At 52.5% G+C, this 18,845-nt stretch carries 14 protein-coding genes; 6 read left to right on the top strand and 8 right to left on the bottom strand.

Annotation, left to right across the window (positions count from 1 at the left end; translation table 11 throughout):
* Positions 1–59: 59 nt before the first annotated feature.
* The 3 genes from ACLJPE_RS19070 to melR form a co-directional block, all read right to left on the bottom strand.
* Positions 60–821 (bottom strand): AraC family transcriptional regulator, encoded by a 762-nt coding sequence (locus tag ACLJPE_RS19070; RefSeq protein WP_001217075.1) that lies wholly within the window; start codon positions 819–821, stop codon positions 60–62.
* 297 nt (positions 822–1,118) lie between these two features.
* Positions 1,119–3,386, bottom strand: coding sequence for an arginine decarboxylase (gene adiA, locus ACLJPE_RS19075; protein WP_001542850.1), 2,268 nt, complete (start codon positions 3,384–3,386; stop codon positions 1,119–1,121).
* Positions 3,387–3,618: 232 nt separating this feature from the next.
* Entirely contained in the window at positions 3,619–4,551 is a 933-nt protein-coding gene (melR, locus tag ACLJPE_RS19080) for a transcriptional regulator MelR (RefSeq protein ID WP_000106992.1), read from the bottom strand.
* 268 nt (positions 4,552–4,819) lie between these two features.
* Here melR and melA point away from each other — a divergent pair, with 268 nt between their 5' ends.
* Complete coding sequence (gene melA / locus ACLJPE_RS19085) at positions 4,820–6,175, top strand: alpha-galactosidase (protein ID WP_023212841.1); 1,356 nt, start codon at positions 4,820–4,822, stop codon at positions 6,173–6,175.
* Positions 6,176–6,258: 83 nt separating this feature from the next.
* A complete protein-coding gene (melB, locus tag ACLJPE_RS19090) occupies positions 6,259–7,689 on the top strand; it encodes a melibiose:sodium transporter MelB (protein WP_000028070.1) in 1,431 nt (476 codons plus the stop codon).
* Positions 7,690–7,777: 88 nt separating this feature from the next.
* On the opposite strand, the gene fumA is transcribed toward melB, so the two are convergent.
* From fumA to ACLJPE_RS19115, 5 genes are all read right to left on the bottom strand, one after another.
* Positions 7,778–9,424, bottom strand: a complete 1,647-nt coding sequence (fumA, locus tag ACLJPE_RS19095) for a class I fumarate hydratase FumA (RefSeq protein WP_023232996.1) — start codon at positions 9,422–9,424, stop codon at positions 7,778–7,780.
* 95 nt (positions 9,425–9,519) lie between these two features.
* Positions 9,520–10,860, bottom strand: a complete 1,341-nt coding sequence (gene dcuB, locus ACLJPE_RS19100) for an anaerobic C4-dicarboxylate transporter DcuB (RefSeq protein WP_000899149.1) — start codon at positions 10,858–10,860, stop codon at positions 9,520–9,522.
* Between the two features lie 146 nt (positions 10,861–11,006).
* The gene (locus tag ACLJPE_RS19105; protein ID WP_001530565.1) at positions 11,007–11,273 is read right to left on the bottom strand and encodes a hypothetical protein; all 267 of its coding nucleotides are present in this window, start codon (positions 11,271–11,273) and stop codon (positions 11,007–11,009) included.
* A gap of 316 nt (positions 11,274–11,589) precedes the next feature.
* Positions 11,590–12,309: a two-component system response regulator DcuR gene (gene dcuR / locus ACLJPE_RS19110; RefSeq protein WP_000611307.1), complete on the bottom strand. Its 720-nt coding sequence runs from the start codon at positions 12,307–12,309 to the stop codon at positions 11,590–11,592.
* The gene (locus ACLJPE_RS19115; RefSeq protein WP_000682903.1) at positions 12,306–13,937 is read right to left on the bottom strand and encodes a sensor histidine kinase; all 1,632 of its coding nucleotides are present in this window, start codon (positions 13,935–13,937) and stop codon (positions 12,306–12,308) included. Before ACLJPE_RS19115 ends, dcuR begins: the two co-directional genes overlap by 4 nt.
* A 374-nt stretch (positions 13,938–14,311) precedes the next feature.
* On the opposite strand from ACLJPE_RS19115, the gene ACLJPE_RS19120 reads away from it, so the two are divergent.
* From ACLJPE_RS19120 to ACLJPE_RS19135, 4 genes are all read left to right on the top strand, one after another.
* Positions 14,312–16,741, top strand: coding sequence for a DMSO/selenate family reductase complex A subunit (locus tag ACLJPE_RS19120; RefSeq protein WP_023207450.1), 2,430 nt, complete (start codon positions 14,312–14,314; stop codon positions 16,739–16,741).
* Positions 16,742–16,754: 13 nt separating this feature from the next.
* Positions 16,755–17,381: a DMSO/selenate family reductase complex B subunit gene (locus tag ACLJPE_RS19125; RefSeq protein WP_000816143.1), complete on the top strand. Its 627-nt coding sequence runs from the start codon at positions 16,755–16,757 to the stop codon at positions 17,379–17,381.
* Positions 17,374–18,147: a dimethyl sulfoxide reductase anchor subunit family protein gene (locus ACLJPE_RS19130; RefSeq protein ID WP_000544929.1), complete on the top strand. Its 774-nt coding sequence runs from the start codon at positions 17,374–17,376 to the stop codon at positions 18,145–18,147. Before ACLJPE_RS19125 ends, ACLJPE_RS19130 begins: the two co-directional genes overlap by 8 nt.
* Before the next feature lie 75 nt (positions 18,148–18,222).
* Positions 18,223–18,816 carry a molecular chaperone gene (locus ACLJPE_RS19135; RefSeq protein WP_001542855.1) on the top strand — a complete coding sequence of 198 codons (594 nt, stop codon included), beginning with the start codon at positions 18,223–18,225 and terminating at the stop codon, positions 18,814–18,816.
* Positions 18,817–18,845: the final 29 nt, after the last annotated feature.

Consider the following 18,845-nt stretch of genomic DNA (forward strand, 5'->3'; position numbering starts at 1 on the left):
CGGAGACGGGTTATCGCCAATGCTGTTATTATCGTGTCTTATCGTTGAGTGTAGAAAAATTAGGCAGCCGATCGTTCCCGATGTTGGCTAACATAATGCAGGGGGGTCATACCATAAAACTCTTTAAACACGGAAATAAAGTACGATGTGCTGTTATACCCACACAGCTGTGAGACTTGAGAGATATTCTTTCCGTCCATTAATAATTGGTTTACGGCATAACGCATTCGGCAGGTCGTGATTATTTGGCTATAACTGGTATTCTCGTTTTTGAGCTTTTTCTTTAACAAGCTTGGACTCAGGCACAGGCAACTGGCAACGGCGCTCAGATTCCAGTCTTTATGAATATCGCTCTGAATGATGTGGTAAACGCTGTCACTGATGCGGCTGCGCAGCATGTGCATTAACAAAGAAATAAATTTTTTGTGGTCAAGAAAGCGGGATAAAACGGTGAAAAGGAGCGCACGGGTACGTTCACTAACAATTTCATCCGGTGTTTCCATCGCGCTGTAGCGGGCAGCGACCCTGAAGATATCCGGCGTCAGACAGTTGGCGGTCAATAAGGGATCGGCGTTGCGTTGCCAGACGGGAAGGTGTGAGAGATCTTTATTCAGGAATTGTAAATAGTCTTTAATATTATTGCGACTCACTTGTATTACTAGCACGCTATTTAATGATGAAATGTCAATAACGTTATTTTCACAAGCCAGAATGGCCATATGATTCGCTTTTAAACTGATTGGCTCCTTACCATTTACTCGTAACCATGTATCTTTTTCGGTTAATAACACTATGCAAGGTTCGTTGCTGCAAATCCTCATACCCGAACTCCTGGAATATGAACATAAAATACCGGATCTCGCCAAACGGGAGAGATAACGGGGACTGAGTCAATTGTGTGATGAATTGAAACTGCACTAAAATAACTTTCCTGAATAATATTACAATATTTGTACGATGATTTAGGGTGTACAAAAAGTTGTACGCGAGTGGCAACTTGTCATTTTTGTATAAAAAAAGCGCGGGATGGGGCCCGCGCAAAAAGGTATGACAGTATTATTGTTTTGCAGCAATACTCAGGGAATACATGCCATCCTCAAAAAAAAGACTCTTTGTGATTAGGCTTTCACGCACATAACGTGATATACGCCATCAATAATTTCCGTGCCTTCGGTTTCATGCTCAAAGCCAGGGAAGTGATGATCCCAGGATTGCAGTGAGCGTAAGTAACCCACCTGCGGACTGTTTTCATCGCCAAAGTTTTCGCCGGAGAGCAGCATCGGGATTCCTGGCGGGTAAGGAATAACGGAGTTCGCCGCGATGCGACCCGGTAGATTTTCAATCGCCACCATTTCAATATTGTTGTTCACAATCGCGTTGTAGGCGTCGCGCGGGGTAATCTCCGCAACCGGCAGGGTGGAATAGGCGGCGTTGAGACGAGCGCCCGGGTTATTTTCACGTAGCCAGGCAAACATTTTATCGCCCAGGTCATGAATACCCATGTTCGCGTAAGTGTCAGGATAATCCTGCACCAGTTCCGGCATCACCTGCGCCAGCGGCGTATTCGCGTCGTAATGATGTTTGAAGGAGCACAGCGTGTTGATCAGCGTTCCCCATTTCCCGCGAGTTACCCCCATGGAGAACAGGAACATAATCTGAAAGTCGGTGGTGCGGGTCGGCACGATACCGTGGCGGCCAAGCCATGCTGTGACCAGCGCAGCAGGTACGCCGGATGCTTCCAGTTCGCCATCGTCGCCCATACCCGGCGCCAGGATACTGACTTTAATCGGGTCCAGCATACTCCAGTTATCCGGCAGGTCTTTAAAGCCGTGCCAGGTTTCTCCGGGGCGCATGACCCAGCAGTTCTGGTCGGTGGCCAGCAGTTTTGCCGGCGCGTCGGCGAAGTCATACGTTTTACCGGTTTGTGGATCGGTGACGACGTCTTTATTCCACGGTTTAAAGAACCAGTCGCCTTCATCGGTAAACTCTTTATAAAGACGCGCCATCGCCTGACGGAAATCAACCGCTTCGTCAATCACCTCTTGAGTCAGGGACAGGCCGCTGTTACCGTCCATCATCGATACCGCCACATCGTTGGATGCGCAGATGGCATATAACGGAGAGGTGGTGGCATGCATCATATATGCCTGGTTGAAGCGGGAGAAATTCACCGCGCCACGGCCTTCACGGACATGAATGTAGGAAGCTTGTGAAAGCGCATTCAGTAGTTTGTGCGTGGAGTGGGTGGCAAACACGGTCGGACCGTTATGGTCGCCTGGCTCGCCGCGCATCGCGTAGTGATCGCAATAAATCGGGTTGAAGCGCGCATAGCCGTACCATGCTTCGTCGAAGTGAATGCGATCGCTGGTTTTTGCCAGCAGATCCTGCGCCTCTTTGGCGTTATAGCATACGCCGTCATAGGTACAGTTGGTCACCACGCTGTAAGACGGTTTCTGTCCGGCTTTGGTTTTGGTCAGCGGGCTGGCGCTGATTTTTTTCTGCAAGGTTTCAGGCTGCATTTCCTGCGGGTAGATTGGCCCGATAATGCCGTAACGGTTACGGCTTGGCACCATATATACCGGTTTGGCCCCAGTGAGGATCAGCCCCTGCTCGATGGATTTATGGCAGTTACGATCCAGTACAACGACATCATTATCCGTCATACAGGCCTGCATAATAGTACGGTTAGAACCGGAAGTCCCGACAACCACGGACCAGGAGCGGTCAGCACCGAATACGCGGGCGGCGTTTTTCTCGCTTTCGCCAAACGCGCCGGTATGGTCGAGGAGTGAACCGAGCGTGGTACGCTCAATCCCCATATCGCTGCGGAACAGGTTTTCGCCATAATAATCGTGATAAAAGCGACCGGCAGGCGTTTTAGTGAAACCGACGCCGCCCTGGTGTCCCGGCGCCGCCCATGAATATTCATGAATGTCGCTGTATTTCATCAACGCGTTAAACAGCGGCGGTAACAGTTGCTGGCGATACCGGGTCATGGCGGCAACAGCGCGTCCGGCGATAAAGTCAGCGGTGTCTTCCAGAATCCAGGCGAATTCATCGACAAGCTCCAGCAGGTCGCGGTCCAGCGATGCCGTCGCTTTTTCCCTGTCGCCTAACAGGAAAACGGGCACGTTTTGCTGACGCTCGTGAAGCTTACCGATCAATTGCCTGACGCTCAGGTGCTCATCCGGTTGTTCCATTTGGTAGCTAAACATCAGACAGTCAATGGCTTCGTTCGCGGACAAGATGGCATAGCCGTCATCGAAGGATGTCGATTTAATGACGGTAACATTTTGTTGGCTCAAGGCATCCGCCAGACGCTCAACCGCGTTGCCAACCCAGGTGTCCTGATGCAGAAACTCACTTTCAACAATTAATACTTTCATCATCTTTTACCCGGTTGTGGAGGCCGTGCAATTTACGCCTTGCCGACCCGCCGTATGAATGTGACGTGGGCAAGTATTACCCCGTCAAATAGGGGGTGTAAAGTGATGGAATAATGGTCAGTTATTGATATTATTGTTTAATAAACAATGGGTTAATTATGGATATCGAGCGATTTCACCTGCCGTTTATCGACAGGTGAATTATTTTTTTGGCTGATAGTGGTATCCGGCTTTAGCCGGGCATCGTCTGGCGTCGTTGCTGGCTTAGCTTGCGATATTGTTGCGGAGACATGCCGACAAATTTGCTAAAAGTACTGTAAAAACGGCTGCTGGATCGGAACCCGGCAGTCAGAGCGACATCGAGGATCGTTTTGTCAGTATCGCTCAATAAGGCACGTACGTGATTGATGCGCATCGCCGTGATGTACTGCTTCATCGTCAATTGCATAACCCGCTGGAATATTCCCATCGCGTAATTAGCATTGAGTTTGACATGCTCCGCGACGTCGTTAATGGTGAGCGCCTGATCGTAGTTATCGGCAATAAATCCCAGCATCTGGCTTACGTAAAACTGCGCATGGCGTGAGACGCTATTCTTGTGGGTGCGTGATGTTTTATTGAGCAAAATAGGCTGCCAGCCGGAAAGGCTAAAGCGTTTAAGCATCAGGCCGATTTCATCGATCGCCAACTGGCGAATTTGCTCATTCGGGCTGCTTGTTTCCTGCTGCCAGCGCAACACTTCAAAGGTGCTAAGCTGCTGGGTCGCCAGTGATTTAACCACCATCCCGTGCGTGACGTGGTTGATAAGATCGCGATCCAGCGGCCAGGAGAGAAACAGGTGCATCGGCAAACTGAAAATCGCCATCTGGCGGCAGTTGCCGGGGCGGGTAAGCTGGTGTGGCGTACAGGCCCAAAACAGGGTGATATGTCCCTGCTTTATCTGCACGACTTCATTGTTGATTAAATACTCCACATCGCCGTCAAACGGAACATTCACTTCTACTTGCCCATGCCAGTGACTGCTGGCCATTCTGTGCGGTGGCCTCAGCTCAACGTCCAGTCGTTGATATTCGGAATAGAGCGACAGCGGGCTACGGGTTTGCTTTTCATCGCCGTTGCACATGTGCGGGTCGGGCGGGAGGAGGGATATTGCTTGCGTACTCATCGTCACTCCATTTCCTGAATTATCAGAATTATGCCCCTTTAGCCGGGAGGAAACCGGGAATCCGGACACAGAATCCGTCGATATTGTAGAGCGTAGCCTGACTTTCAGGCCGAATACTCTGCTTTTTACGCCATTTTGTCCCAAAAACTCAGATCTCCCGCGCGTCAGCATACGATCTGAGTTTTCGGGAATGCTCATCGGGGAAGACGGAGGTTTTCACCGGGAACGCGTGCCACCATGAAGGTGTTCACTACTGTTCTGGAGAGTCATGATGACGGCACCCAAAATTACCTTTATCGGCGCAGGTTCTACGATTTTCGTCAAAAATATCCTCGGCGATGTGTTTCACCGCGAGGCGCTAAAATCAGCGCATGTCGCCCTGATGGATATTGACGAAACCCGGCTGGAAGAGTCGCACATTGTGGTACGGAAACTGATGGACTCAGCAGGCGCTTCTGGCCGGATTACCTGCCATACCAACCAGAAAGCGGCGCTACAGGATGCGGATTTCGTGGTGGTCGCCTTTCAGATTGGCGGCTACGAACCCTGCACCGTGACCGATTTTGAGGTTTGTAAGCGTCATGGCCTGGAACAGACGATCGCCGATACGCTGGGGCCGGGCGGCATTATGCGCGCGCTGCGGACCATCCCGCATCTGTGGCGGATTTGCGAAGACATGACGGAAGTCTGTCCGAAGGCCACCATGCTCAATTATGTCAACCCGATGGCGATGAACACCTGGGCTATGTATGCCCGCTATCCGCATATCAAACAGGTCGGCCTGTGCCATTCGGTACAGGGAACGGCGGAAGAACTGGCGCGCGACCTGAATATCGATCCCGCCTCGCTGCGCTACCGCTGCGCCGGCATTAACCACATGGCGTTTTACCTCGAACTGGAGCGCAAAACGGCTGACGGGACTTATGTCGATCTCTATCCTGAATTGCTGGCGGCCTATGACGCCGGACAGGCGCCGAAGCCCAATATTCACGGCAATGAACGCTGCCAGAACATTGTGCGCTACGAGATGTTCAAAAAGTTGGGCTACTTCGTCACCGAATCATCAGAGCATTTTGCCGAGTACACGCCGTGGTTTATTAAACCGGGACGCGAAGATCTGATTGCGCGCTACAAGGTGCCGCTGGATGAATATCCGAAACGCTGCGTAGAACAACTGGCGAACTGGCATAAAGAACTGGAGGAGTATAAAACCGCCGAGCGTATCGACATCAAACCGTCCCGCGAGTACGCCAGTACCATTATGAACGCTCTGTGGACCGGCGAGCCGAGCGTGATTTACGGCAATGTGCGTAACGAGGGGCTGATTGATAACCTGCCGCAGGGAAGCTGCGTGGAAGTGGCTTGTCTGGTGGATGCCAACGGCATTCAACCGACGAAGGTGGGGACGATCCCTTCTCATCTGGCGGCGATGATGCAGACCAACATCAACGTGCAAACGCTGTTGACCGAAGCCATCCTCACGGAAAACCGCGATCGCGTGTATCACGCGGTGATGATGGACCCTCATACCGCGGCGGTGCTGGGTATCGAAGAAATCTATGCGTTGGTTGACGATCTGATCGCCGCGCATGGCGACTGGCTTCCGGCCTGGTTACGCCGTTAATCTCCAGCCGCGCTGGACGGCAGATCCGGCGTTTAACCTCTACTAACAGAAGGCGGGCGCTGGTAACAGCGACCCGGTACCCTATGAGCATCTCTCTGACAACAAAGCTGAGTTACGGGTTCGGTGCGTTTGGTAAGGATTTCGCCATCGGCATTGTGTATATGTACCTGATGTATTACTACACCGATGTGGTGGGACTCTCGGTCGGCCTCGTCGGCACCCTTTTTCTGGTCGCGCGAATCTGGGATGCGATAAACGATCCCATCATGGGATGGATTGTCAACGCCACGCGTTCGCGGTGGGGGAAATTTAAGCCGTGGATATTGATCGGCACCTTAACCAATTCGCTGGTGCTTTTCCTGCTGTTCAGCGCCCATCTTTTTGAGGGAACCGCGCAGGTTGTATTTGTCTGCGTAACCTACATCCTGTGGGGCATGACGTATACCATTATGGATATCCCATTTTGGTCGCTGGTGCCGACCATTACGCTTGATAAGCGAGAACGCGAACAACTGGTGCCGTTCCCGCGTTTCTTCGCCAGTCTGGCTGGCTTCGTCACTGCCGGTATAACGCTGCCGTTTGTGAACTACGTTGGCGGAGCGGATCGTGGGTTCGGCTTTCAGATGTTTACGCTGGTACTGATTGCGTTCTTTATCGCCTCGACTATCGTGACATTACGCAACGTACATGAGGTGTACTCCTCCGACAACGGTGTAACGGCGGGCCGCCCACATCTGACGTTAAAAACGATCGTTGGATTGATATACAAAAACGATCAGCTCTCTTGCCTGTTGGGAATGGCGCTGGCGTATAACATTGCCTCCAATATTATCAATGGCTTTGCGATCTACTACTTCACCTATGTGATTGGCGATGCCGATCTTTTTCCCTATTACCTTTCTTACGCCGGCGCGGCGAATCTGCTGACGCTGATTGTCTTCCCCCGGCTGGTGAAAATGTTATCGCGGCGGATATTGTGGGCGGGCGCCTCCGTGATGCCCGTTCTGAGTTGCGCAGGGCTCTTCGCGATGGCGTTGGCGGATGTCCATAATGCCGCTTTAATCGTGGCGGCGGGTATTTTCCTGAATATCGGGACCGCGCTCTTTTGGGTGCTTCAGGTGATCATGGTGGCGGATACGGTCGATTATGGGGAATTTAAGCTCAATATTCGCTGCGAGAGTATCGCTTATTCCGTACAGACGATGGTCGTGAAGGGCGGCTCGGCGTTTGCGGCGTTCTTTATCGCTCTGGTGCTGGGGCTGATTGGCTACACGCCGAACGTGGCGCAGTCTGCGCAAACCCTGCAGGGGATGCAGTTTATTATGATTGTCCTGCCGGTACTGTTTTTCATGATGACGTTGGTTCTCTACTTCCGCTACTACCGTTTGAACGGCGATATGCTGCGCAAGATTCAGATCCACCTGCTGGATAAATACCGGAAAACGCCGCCATTCGTCGAACAGCCGGATAGCCCGGCGATTTCTGTGGTAGCGACCAGCGATGTAAAAGCGTGAGCATGGTCTCTCGTGCAGGCCGGATAAGCGTAGCGCCATCCGGCAATTAACCGATAACGCGGCCCGGGAGAACGCCGGGCCTGCCAGGTTATTTCGCGCAGTTAGCGCACTGTTTGCTGACAATCTGCTGGAAGAAATCGTTGCCTTTGTCATCCACCAGGATAAAGGCCGGGAAATCTTCTACTTCAATTTTCCAGATAGCTTCCATGCCGAGTTCCGGATACTCGACGCACTCCAGATGCTTAATGCTCTGCTGTGCCAGAACCGCCGCCGGGCCGCCGATACTGCCCAAATAAAAGCCGCCGTGTTTTTTACAGGCATCCGTGACCTGCTGACTACGGTTGCCTTTCGCCAGCATGATCATACTGCCGCCGTGGGATTGCAGTAGATCGACATAAGAGTCCATTCGGCCTGCGGTGGTGGGGCCTAATGAGCCAGATGGATAACCTGCCGGGGTTTTTGCCGGACCTGCGTAATAGATGGGATGGTCTTTAATATACTGCGGCAGGTCTTCGCCGGATTCAATACGCTCTTTTAGCTTCGCGTGGGCGATATCGCGACCTACGATAATGGTGCCCGTCAGCGACAGGCGAGTCGAGACCGGGTACTGCGATAGCTGGGCAAGGATCTCTTTCATCGGACGGTTGAGATCGACTTTCACCGCGTCGCCTTCGCCCGCCTGACGCAGCGCTGGCGGAATATACTGGCCCGGATTGTGTTCCAGTTTTTCGATCCAGATGCCTTCGCGGTTGATTTTCGCTTTGATGTTACGGTCTGCCGAGCAGGAGACGCCCATCCCCACCGGACAGGAAGCGCCGTGACGCGGCAGGCGAATTACGCGAATATCGTGGGCGAAATATTTCCCGCCGAACTGGGCGCCGAGGCCAAGTTTTTGCGCTTCTTCCAGCAGTTCCTGTTCCAGGTGGAGATCGCGGAATGCCTGGCCGTGCTCGTTACCTTCCGTCGGCAGCGCGTCGTAATAGTGGGTGCTGGCGAGTTTAACGGTTTTCAGCGTGCTTTCCGCCGAGGTGCCGCCAATGACAAAGGCGATATGGTATGGCGGACAGGCCGCGGTGCCCAGCGTGCGCATTTTCTCAACGAGGAAGTTTTTCAGCTTGCCTGGGGTGAGCAGCGCTTTGGTCTCCTGATAGAGATACGTTTTGTTTGCTGAACCGCCGCCTTTCGCCACGCAAAGGAACTTGTACTCGTCGCCGTCGACGGCATAGAGATCGATTTGCGCTGGCAGGTTGCTGCCGGTATTGACCTCTTTGTACATATCCAGCGGCGCGTTCTGCGAGTAGCGCAGGTTATCTTCGATATAGGTATTAAACACGCCTTTGGAGAGCGCGGCTTCATCGCCGCCGCCCGTCCAGACGCGTTGGCCTTTTTTACCCACGATAATCGCCGTGCCGGTATCCTGGCAGGTCGGCAGAATGCCTTTGGCGGCGATTTCGGAGTTTCTCAGGAATTGCAACGCCACATATTTGTCGTTTTCGCTGGCTTCGGGGTCATGGAGAATGGCGGCGACTTGCTGCTGGTGTTCAGGACGGAGCATAAAAGACGCATCATGGAAGGCCTGCTGAGCCAGCAACGTTAACGCCTGCGGCTCAACGTTGAGGATAGATTCTCCGTTGAATTCACTGACGCTGACATAATCGGAGGTGAGCAGATAATACTCTGTTTTGTCCTCTCCCATCGGGAAAGGCGCCTGATAGATAAACTCTTTTTTCGACATGTGCTTCCAGCCTAATAGTAAGAAAATGTATTAAGAGCCTCATGGGCCAGACTCTAAGTCGCGCGCCGCGCATAACTTGGCGGCGCGCGCGGCCATTACAGGAATCCGTACATTGCGGCAAAGATCCAGCCAAAGACGCAGGAGACGCTCACGCCAATCAAACCCGGCAGAATGAAGCTGTGGTTAATGACGAAGCGGCCAATACGTGTTGTGCCGGAACGGTCAAACTGAATCGCCGCCAGATCGCTTGGGTAGGTCGGCAGAATATAGTAGCCATAACATGCCGGCGCAGAGGCCACGATATACGCCGGATCGACACCGATAGCCAGCGCGACGGGAACAATCGCCGCAAGCGCCGCTGCCTGGGAGTTAACAAACTTGGAGACCAGCAGCAGAACGATGGCGTAGGCCCACGGATACTCTTTGACCATTTCGCCCAGCACGCCCTGAATTTCCGACATATGCGCGCCGAACATGGTTTCCGCCATCCAGGCGATCCCGTATACCGCGACAATCGCAATCATACCGGAACGAAAAACTTCGTTTTTTGAGATAGACGCAGGATTGGTTTTGGTCAGGATGATAATGAGCGCCCCGGTCAGCAGCATGAACATCTGAATGACCAGCACCATCGACAACGGTTTGCCGCCGAAGGTTGGGCGTAAGTCGGAGTCCGCGCCCAGGAGAGCGACCACGGCAATCGCCGCCAGGAAGATCCACATCGCCAGCCAGTTGCTTTTCGGCAGTTTTTTATCCAGCAGCGTCGCGGTATCGCCGTACACGTACTGACGGTTTTCCGGTACGGAGATAAATTTCTGAAACGCTTCGTCTTTATCCAAATCTTTACCGCGGAACCAACTAAAAATACCGATTGCCAGGATACCGAGCAGGGTAGACGGGATGGTGATCGACAGCAGATCGAGGAACTCCAGATGTTTTCCGTCAAATGTCACGTTGCCCAGCATCGCTACCAGAGAAACAACGGCGACGGAAACCGGACTGGCGATGATGCCCATTTGCGCGCCGATAGAACTGGCCGCCATTGGACGTTCCGGACGGATATTATTCTTGATCGCCACATCATAGATAATCGGCAAAATGGTGTAGACCACGTGGCCTGTCCCACACAGAATCGTCAGGGTACAGGTGACGAACGGCGCCACAATAGAGACGTATTTGGGGTTGCGACGCAGCAGCTTTTCGGCAATCTGCAGCATCACATCCAGCCCGCCTGACGCCTGCAACGTTGCCGACGCGGCGACTACCGCGATAATGACCAGCATTACGTCAACGGGCGGTTTACCTGGCTGGAGATGGAAAACAAACACCAGAATGACCAAACCGATACCGCCCAACAACCCGAGCGCGATGCCGCCCTTTCGGGCGCCATAAAACAGACATATTAATATTATGAGAAGCTGTATACTAAATAACATTTTTATTTATCCTCGCGATAAACCCAGTCAATTTTGATAAATGGATCACAGCCATCTTCTGATTTGTGTGAATGAGCATCAGGAAATGGCGAATATTCAATGCGCCAGTGGCGACGATTAACGATTAAGCTTTTTACAGAGTTGCTTTAAGTAATTATTTTCTTGCGATGGTGATGTTCAGAGGGGAGTACCCTCTGGCGATGGGCAGGTGGAGTCAGCGAGAGCAGTAAATTATGATTTGTCTGTTTTAAAAACAGGCGTTTATTCTTTAATTTTTGTGTCTCGCCATCAGGTAAATCACGAGATAAAGCGAACAGAATGTGACTTATGTGATCATTGTCACGCCATTTTTTTAAATTATTAGTATGGCGTGTGGAGACGCGTATCTGCTCACCAATATACGTATTGTCCATAGGCGTAGCACAAGCTCCATTGCTACAAACATAATTTTATTTAAGTGTCAGGAAAATTCCGGACAAATCCCTTTTTTAATAAAAATACACACTCTCGGCATGGGATAATACTTAATTAACTTTTGTTAGCGTTTTGAAATTAAAAACAGCGCATAGCGCTGTAATTATAGAAAATAACGTTAACAGGCCTGGGTTGAGTATATTTGATCTGACACAATTTCCCAGGTTTGTTATTAATGTGATAGCGTTTTTATTGGCATTGTTATAATAAATGTTACCAAGATATAACGCTTCGCGTCGGATTTATGCGGTATCCTTACTGACAATATTGTTTCAGTAAAGAGTAATGTTCCGGCTGAACGCGGTAGCGGTAAACCGGCCTGCCGGTCACGCCGTAATGAATACTGGTAAACAAGATATGGCAATTCACCAGCCAGATAAGATATTTACGGCAGGAGACGCGCGAGATATTCACTTCGTTGGCCAACTCGTCGGTAGAAAATTCCTGCTCCTGATGCGCATCAATCCACTGGCATAAGGTGCGTAGCGTTTGCTGCGTCAGCCCTTTTGGCAGCCGGCGAGGCTCCTGCTCGCTGGATGAATTACCGTGAATGAGCAGGTCAAGCTCAGACTGTTCGTAATACTGGCGTTTTTCCATCGCCGTTTTCTTACGTAGCCAGCCGGTCAGCGCTTCTTCAAAGCGCGTGGCCTGAAAAGGCTTGATCAGATAATCCACCACGCCGTAGTGAAGCGAATCTTTAATGGTGGCGGCGTCAGCGGCAGAAGAAATGACAATAACGTCGCTTTTGCAGCCTGCGCTGTGCAGGACAGGCAGCAGATCCAAACCGTTTTCCTGCTGCATGTAGATATCCAGCAGGATTAGGTCAATGTGATTTTCACTGTTGAAGATAAACTCTTTCGCTTTTTCCAGCGTCGAAGCGGTTCCACAACAATGAAAACCGGAGATTTGCGCGACATAGCGGCGATTTAACTCCGCGACCATCGCATCGTCATCGACAATTAATACATTGATCATAGGCTGGTCCTTTTTCCATCCCAGGGTAACTGTACAAAAAATTGTGTGAAGATCCCAGGCTCGGACTCCACGGAAATTACGCCGCCAAGCGCTTCAACCTGCTGTTTAACCAGCGCTAAACCGACGCCGCGTTCGGCGCCTTTCGACGAGACGCCTTTTTCAAAAATCGCCTCGATGCGCTCAGGTTCGATACCCGGACCGTCATCGCTCACTTCGCAATGCAGCCAGCCATGGCGGTAGTGTAACGAGACGCTGATTTCGCCGCCGGATTCCTGGCTCAATGCTTCCAGCGCGTTTTCAATCAAATTACCCAGCGCCGTAATCAGCACCGTAACCTGATCTTCATTGTTATTATCCGGTAACTGGCTGTCGCTGCTTATCACCAGGCTGTGCCCGAAATCAGAGGCGCGAGTAATTTTACTGAGCAAAAAGCCAGCGATAATCGGCGACTTTATTTTACCCAGCAGCAAACCGATCTCTTCCTGATAGTTATTGGCCGTCTTGATAATATACGCTTCAAGCTGCTTATAACTCTTCAGGTGCAATAATCCCAGAATCACATGTAATTTGTTCATGAATTCGTGGGATCGTTCACGGAGCGCATCCGCGTAGTTCACCATCCCGTCCAACCGCTGCATCAGTTGGCGAACTTCTGTTTTATCCCTGAAGGTGGATATCGCGCCGATAATTTCGCCGTTGCTGCGCACCGGAACGGTATTCACCAGCAGCAGGCGGCCTTTGACGATAATCTCTTCATCGCGGCGCGGCGTACCGTCACGCAACACTTCGCTAATGTCCACCACCTGCGACCAGGCATGACTCAGGGTGGATAATCTGGCGTCATCCTGCGTTTTTCGATAATCGAGCAGCGCTTGCGCCGCATGGTTAATCAACGTGACTTCGCCGCTATCATCCACGGCGATAACGCCCTCTTTGATTGACTGCAGCATTGCCTGGCGTTGTTCAAACAGGGTTGAGATCTCATAGGGTTCGAGGCCAAACAGGATACGTTTTAGCACCTTGACCAGCGCATACGTGCCTAATAACCCCACCAGAGCGCCGAACAGAATGGACCAGATAATACTGCCGCGGCTATTGTTGATCTGCTGCGTAACGTGACTGAGTTCCAGGCCGATCGCTACCACACCGATCTGCCGGTGGCGTTCATCATAAACCGGTGTGAAAACGCGCAGCGCTTTGGCAAGAAAGCCGCGATTAATGGCAACGTTTTCCTTTCCCTGCAGCGCGAGCAGAATGTCATCGCCTTTGAACGGTTGGCCGATTCGCTGCGTTTCTGGGTGCGAATAACGGATGCCCTGCATGTTGGTCACCACAATAAACAAAAAGCCATTATGCTGGCTCACCGCTTCGGCGAGCGTCTGAATGCCGCTTTCCGCAGGCGGTTTTTTCAGCCCCTCGCGAATTGCCGGAGAGTCCGCCAGCGAGCGCGCCACCGCCAGCGCTTTATCTGCCAGCGCGTCGCGCGTCATGCTGCTGATTTGCGAAAAATAGATCAGATGGACCACAACGAGCACCGAAAACAAAACGGCGCTGACCATCAGAATGACGGTAGTGCCGAGTTTCATGGGGCGTTTGCGTAACGCCCGGCATGGCAGGGAGTGTTTCATAGTGGACCTGAGCGGACGAATCGTAAGGTTATTATCCCTGATGAGGCGTCTAATTCAAAGGCATAGGCGATGTTGCTCCAGTGTTGAAAAGCCCGTCTTACCTTGTAGGGGGCGCTACCTGCTCATGTCGACTGGCAAACGTCATGTCGTTAATTAATATCGCCGGATACCGTGATGGGTAATTTATTTTCATCAGAATTGCATAAAATAATTTTTCATTAATTTTTATAATAACGTATGCGGTGTCACGTTTTATTTTTACTGACGTTCAGAATGCGTTTGATCACAATCAATCAGCGCTAATGTTTAATCTATTATGATTAGTTTTCATTACATATTATTAATAATTATGGAAGCAATGTGAGAAATAAAAAATGGAAATAAAAAAATGGCTGAACACAACCATAACCCGACGTGATGCTATTGTCGCTACTGCAAAAGTAGGGGCGGCGGTGACGCTAAGTCAGGCGATTACGCTGCCTTTTGCTACCACTGCCCAGGCGCAGGATACCCCGATACCGAAGGATGCCAACGACGAAACCGTCAGGCACAGCGCCTGTCTGGTCAACTGTGGCAGCCGATGCCCGCTTAAGGTTATCGTGAAAAATGATCGCATCGTGCGCATTGAGCCGGAAGACGCGAAAGATGACGCGGTATTCGGCGAGCATCAGATTCGTCCCTGCCTGCGTGGGCGTTCCAGTCGCTGGCGCGTCTATAGCCCGGATCGCATTAAGTATCCGATGAAAAGAGTGGGAAAACGCGGTGAAGGAAAATTTAAACGTATTTCATGGGATGAGGCCACGGCCTTTATTGCAGCGGAATTAACGCGCGTTAGCGAACAATATGGCCGGGAAGCTATTTATTATAATTATCAATCCGGGGCATATTATCATACGCAGGGCAGGCCCGCCTGGATAAGATTATTAAATCTCACCGGCGGTTATTTAAATTATCACAACACCTATTCCACGGCGCAAATCGCCACCGCCACGCCCTATACCCACGGCGATTATGTCGGTAGCCATTTTACGCAGATCGCGCATTCCGATCTGGTGGTGCTATTTGGTCTGAATCTCTCAGAAACGCGGATGTCCGGCGGCGGTCAGGTTGAAGAGCTGCGCCGGGCGCTGGAGACCTCGAAAGCCCGAGTCATTATTATCGATCCGCGCTATACCGATTCGGTGATTACCGAACACGCCGAATGGCTACCGATTCGCCCAACCACGGACGCTGCGTTAGTCGCCGGCATCGCGCATACGCTGATTACCGAACAGCTTCTCGACGAGGCGCTGGTAAACCGCTATTGCGTCGGCTATGACCGTAGCACTTTGCCGGACACGGCTGCGCCTAACGCCAGCTATAAAGATTATGTTCTTGGCACGGGCGATGACGGTATCGCGAAAACCCCGGAATGGGCGGCGGATATCACCGGTATTCCGGCAACGCGTATTCGCCAACTGGCGCGCGAAATCGCCTCGGCGCGCGCCTGCTATATTTGCCAGGGCTGGGGGCCGCAGCGTCATGCCAACGGCGAACAAACCGTGCGTGCTATTCAGACGCTGCCAGCGTTAACCGGCCACTTCGGGCGGCCCGGCACCAACAATGGCAACTGGCCTTACGGTACGCCGTATGGCGTGCCATTGTTGCCTGTCGGTAAGAATCCGATCAAAACCTCTATTCCTTGCTATCTATGGACGGACGCCATTCAGCATCCGGAGAAAATGACCGCGACGACAATGGGCGTGAAAGGCGCGGACAGGCTAAAAACCGGGATTAAGCTGTTTTTCAACCAGGCCGGTAATACCTTGCTGAATCAGCACGGCGAAACGAACCGCACCCGTCAAATTCTCGCGGATGAATCGCTGTGTGAAACCATTATCGTGATTGAAAACCATATGACGCCCAGCGCGATGTATGCGGATCTGCTGTTGCCGGAGACCAGCTATCTTGAGGCGGAAGACCTGGTGGACAGCTCCTATGCGGCGGGATCGCATAACTATATGATTGCGATTCAGAAAACCGTTAAACCGATGTGGGAAGTGCGCAGCACGTATGACATCTGCGCGGATATCGCCGGGCATCTTGGACTGCGCGAGCAATATACCGAGGGCCGAACTCAGGCGCAGTGGGCGGAGATGCACTATCAGCAGATCCGTGAAAAACGACCATACCTGCCGGAGTGGAGCGTGGCGAAAGAGATGGGCGTGATTGACCAGCGTATCGCGACCGAGCAGCAGAGCCTTGCGTTTGCCGATTTCCGCGCCGACGCCGAGGCTAATCCACTCTCCACGCCGTCGGGCAAAATTGAAATTTACTCCCAGGCGCTGGCGGATCTGGCGCAAACGTGGACTTTGCCAGAAGGCGAGCGAATTCCCGCATTGCCGGAATTTTGTCCGGCGAAAGAGTCGCATCTTAACAAAGCGCTGACGGCGAAGTATCCGTTGCAGTTAAGCGGCTTCCATACCAAAGGGCATACCCACTCGACCTACAGCAATGTGCTGATGCTACATGAGGCGGTGCCGGATGAAGTCTGGATTAACCCGATTGACGCCAGCGCCCGCCAATTGAAGTCCGGCGATCGGGTGCATGTATTCAATGACCGCGGCGTGGTGGAGCTTCCCTGTAAAGTGACCCAGCGCATTTTACCCGGCGTGGCGGCGATGCCGCAGGGCGCGTGGACGCGGCTTGACGGCAACGGCGTTGATGTCGGCGGCTGTATCAATACGCTGACCAGCCACCATCCTTCGCCGCTGGCGAAAGGCAATCCGCAGCATACCAATCTGGTTGAAATTAAACGCGCTTAAGGAGTGATGTACGATGAAACAGTATGGCTTTTATGTTGACTCCTCGCGCTGTTCAGGCTGTAAAACCTGCCAGGTAAGCTGCAAGGATAATAAAGATCTGGATGTCGGTCCGAAACTGCGCCGCGTCTATGAATATGGCGGCGGAAGCTGGGTGAAAGAGGGGGAAAGCTGGCATCACGACACCTTTACCTACTACCTCTCTATTGCTTGTAACCATTGCGATGAGCCGGTATGTGTCTCTGGCTGTCCGACCGGGGCGATGCATAAACGCAAAGAAGATGGTCTGGTCGTGGTGGATGACAGCGTATGCGTCGGCTGTCGCTATTGTGAAATGCGCTGCCCCTACGGCGCGCCGCAGTTTGATACGCAGGCGAACGTGATGCGTAAATGCGACGGTTGTCTTGACCGACTGGAGAACAATCTGCGCCCTATTTGTGTGGATTCTTGCCCGCAGCGAGCGCTGGATTTCGGCCCTGTCGATGAATTACGGGCAAAATATGGCACGGAGAATCAAATCGCGCCGCTGCCTTCAGCGTCGTTCACCCATCCTAACCTCATTATTAAACCGCATCCGAAAGCGAGACCCACGGGCGATACGGAAGGCGCAATCATGAACATTCGGGAGGTGCGCCATGCATGAGTTACCGCTGGTCTTTTTTACGGTCTTTACCCAGAGCGCGGTCGGCGCGTTTATTCTGCTGCTGATTGGCGGCGCAATGGGGCTGGTCGCGCCGCGGCGCAAGGCTATTGGTCTGTTCTCGGTGATGTGCCTGTTTGGGCTGGGCGTCATTGTCGGCACCTTCCACGTCGGGCAACCGCTGCGCGCGTTGAATATGCTGCTGCGCGTCGGACATTCGCCGATGAGTAACGAGATTGTCTTGTCGGCGGCTTTTGCGGCGCTCGGCGGTCTGGGGGCGCTCGGTTTGTTGCTGAACCGGGCGACGCCGCTGTGTAACGCGTTGGTATGGTTGGCGGCGATAGTCGGGGTGGTCTTCTTATACGCCGTTCCGCAGATTTACCAACTGCCGACGGTGGCGACCTGGCGTTCATCTTACACCACGGCAATGATGATATTGACGCCGTTGATTGGCGGCGGCGCGTTGGCGGCATTGTTTGGCGTGCGCCGTCTGGGGCTACTGGTCAGCGTGTTGGCGATTTTGGTGAGCTTTTGTCTGCGCCCGGGCTATATGGCGACGCTGATGAGCGCCGATAGCGCTCTGACCGCCGCGCAGCATAGCTGGTTTACCGCCCAGGCGATATTGCTGGCGGCGGGTGTGGTCGGGGTGGTGGTCTGCGCGCGCTTGAAATCGAGCGCTGCGGTGCTGGCCATGACGGCAGTGGTGGTTATCGCGGCGGAGTTGGCGGGTAGGATTGCGTTTTACAATCTGTGGACGCTGCCAATGTAGTTTTTTGCCCGGTTTATGCCATGTAAGCCTGATAAGCGTAGCGTTATCAGGCGAAATATTTCAGGAGCTATTGCTATGCCTTCCCGTGCTGTTTTGCCGCGTATCCTCGGCGCACTGTTTTACTTCTCCCCTGAGAGGCCGGAGGTGAAAGCGTTGTTCGACTGTTTGCCAACGTTGCCTGAGCTTTACCCCTGGCGCGATCGCGGACATATTGAATCACTATGTGCGTCATGGTCGCTACCGGATGATGATGCGCTTACATGGCAATTTTCCGTGTTGTTTGAAGGCCAGGGAAAGATGCCCGTCCCGCCCTGGGGATCGGTCTATCTGGAAAAAGATAATTTGCTGATGGGGGAAACCACCGCCGATTATCGAGCTTTTTTACAGGCGCAGGGCATGGTATTCACTGACCGTGAACGCGAGCCGGAAGATCAGTTTGGCCTGATGCTATTAGCCTGTAGCGATCTGCTGGCACGAGGCGACAACGTGGCGGCCAACCGGTTACTGGAGGCGCATCTGCTGCCCTGGGGATTCCGCTATCTGGAATTGCTGCAACGCAATACCGTTAGCGCCTTCTATGCCCGGCTTGCCATCGTAGCGACCTGTTATTTGCAGGATGTTCAGCAGCAACAGGGACTACAGCCTGAGAATAAACGGTTGTTTTTCTGAGGTATTGGTCAGGTTTTGATGGCGTGCCA

Source organism: Salmonella sp. SAL04196 (assembly GCF_046550835.1).
GTDB classification, from domain to species: Bacteria; Pseudomonadota; Gammaproteobacteria; order Enterobacterales; family Enterobacteriaceae; genus Salmonella; species Salmonella enterica.

Bases quoted from the DNA above. Each gene is read 5' to 3' on its own strand.
- ACLJPE_RS19070 (WP_001217075.1), bottom strand. From the start codon at position 821: ATGAGGATTTGCAGCAACGAACCTTGCATAGTGTTATTAACCGAAAAA.
- adiA (WP_001542850.1), bottom strand. From the start codon at position 3,386: ATGAAAGTATTAATTGTTGAAAGTGAGTTTCTGCATCAGGACACCTGG.
- melR (WP_000106992.1), bottom strand. From the start codon at position 4,551: ATGAGTACGCAAGCAATATCCCTCCTCCCGCCCGACCCGCACATGTGC.
- melA (WP_023212841.1), top strand. From the start codon at position 4,820: ATGATGACGGCACCCAAAATTACCTTTATCGGCGCAGGTTCTACGATT.
- melB (WP_000028070.1), top strand. From the start codon at position 6,259: ATGAGCATCTCTCTGACAACAAAGCTGAGTTACGGGTTCGGTGCGTTT.
- fumA (WP_023232996.1), bottom strand. From the start codon at position 9,424: ATGTCGAAAAAAGAGTTTATCTATCAGGCGCCTTTCCCGATGGGAGAG.
- dcuB (WP_000899149.1), bottom strand. From the start codon at position 10,860: ATGTTATTTAGTATACAGCTTCTCATAATATTAATATGTCTGTTTTAT.
- ACLJPE_RS19105 (WP_001530565.1), bottom strand. From the start codon at position 11,273: ATGGACAATACGTATATTGGTGAGCAGATACGCGTCTCCACACGCCAT.
- dcuR (WP_000611307.1), bottom strand. From the start codon at position 12,309: ATGATCAATGTATTAATTGTCGATGACGATGCGATGGTCGCGGAGTTA.
- ACLJPE_RS19115 (WP_000682903.1), bottom strand. From the start codon at position 13,937: ATGAAACACTCCCTGCCATGCCGGGCGTTACGCAAACGCCCCATGAAA.
- ACLJPE_RS19120 (WP_023207450.1), top strand. From the start codon at position 14,312: ATGGAAATAAAAAAATGGCTGAACACAACCATAACCCGACGTGATGCT.
- ACLJPE_RS19125 (WP_000816143.1), top strand. From the start codon at position 16,755: ATGAAACAGTATGGCTTTTATGTTGACTCCTCGCGCTGTTCAGGCTGT.
- ACLJPE_RS19130 (WP_000544929.1), top strand. From the start codon at position 17,374: ATGCATGAGTTACCGCTGGTCTTTTTTACGGTCTTTACCCAGAGCGCG.
- ACLJPE_RS19135 (WP_001542855.1), top strand. From the start codon at position 18,223: ATGCCTTCCCGTGCTGTTTTGCCGCGTATCCTCGGCGCACTGTTTTAC.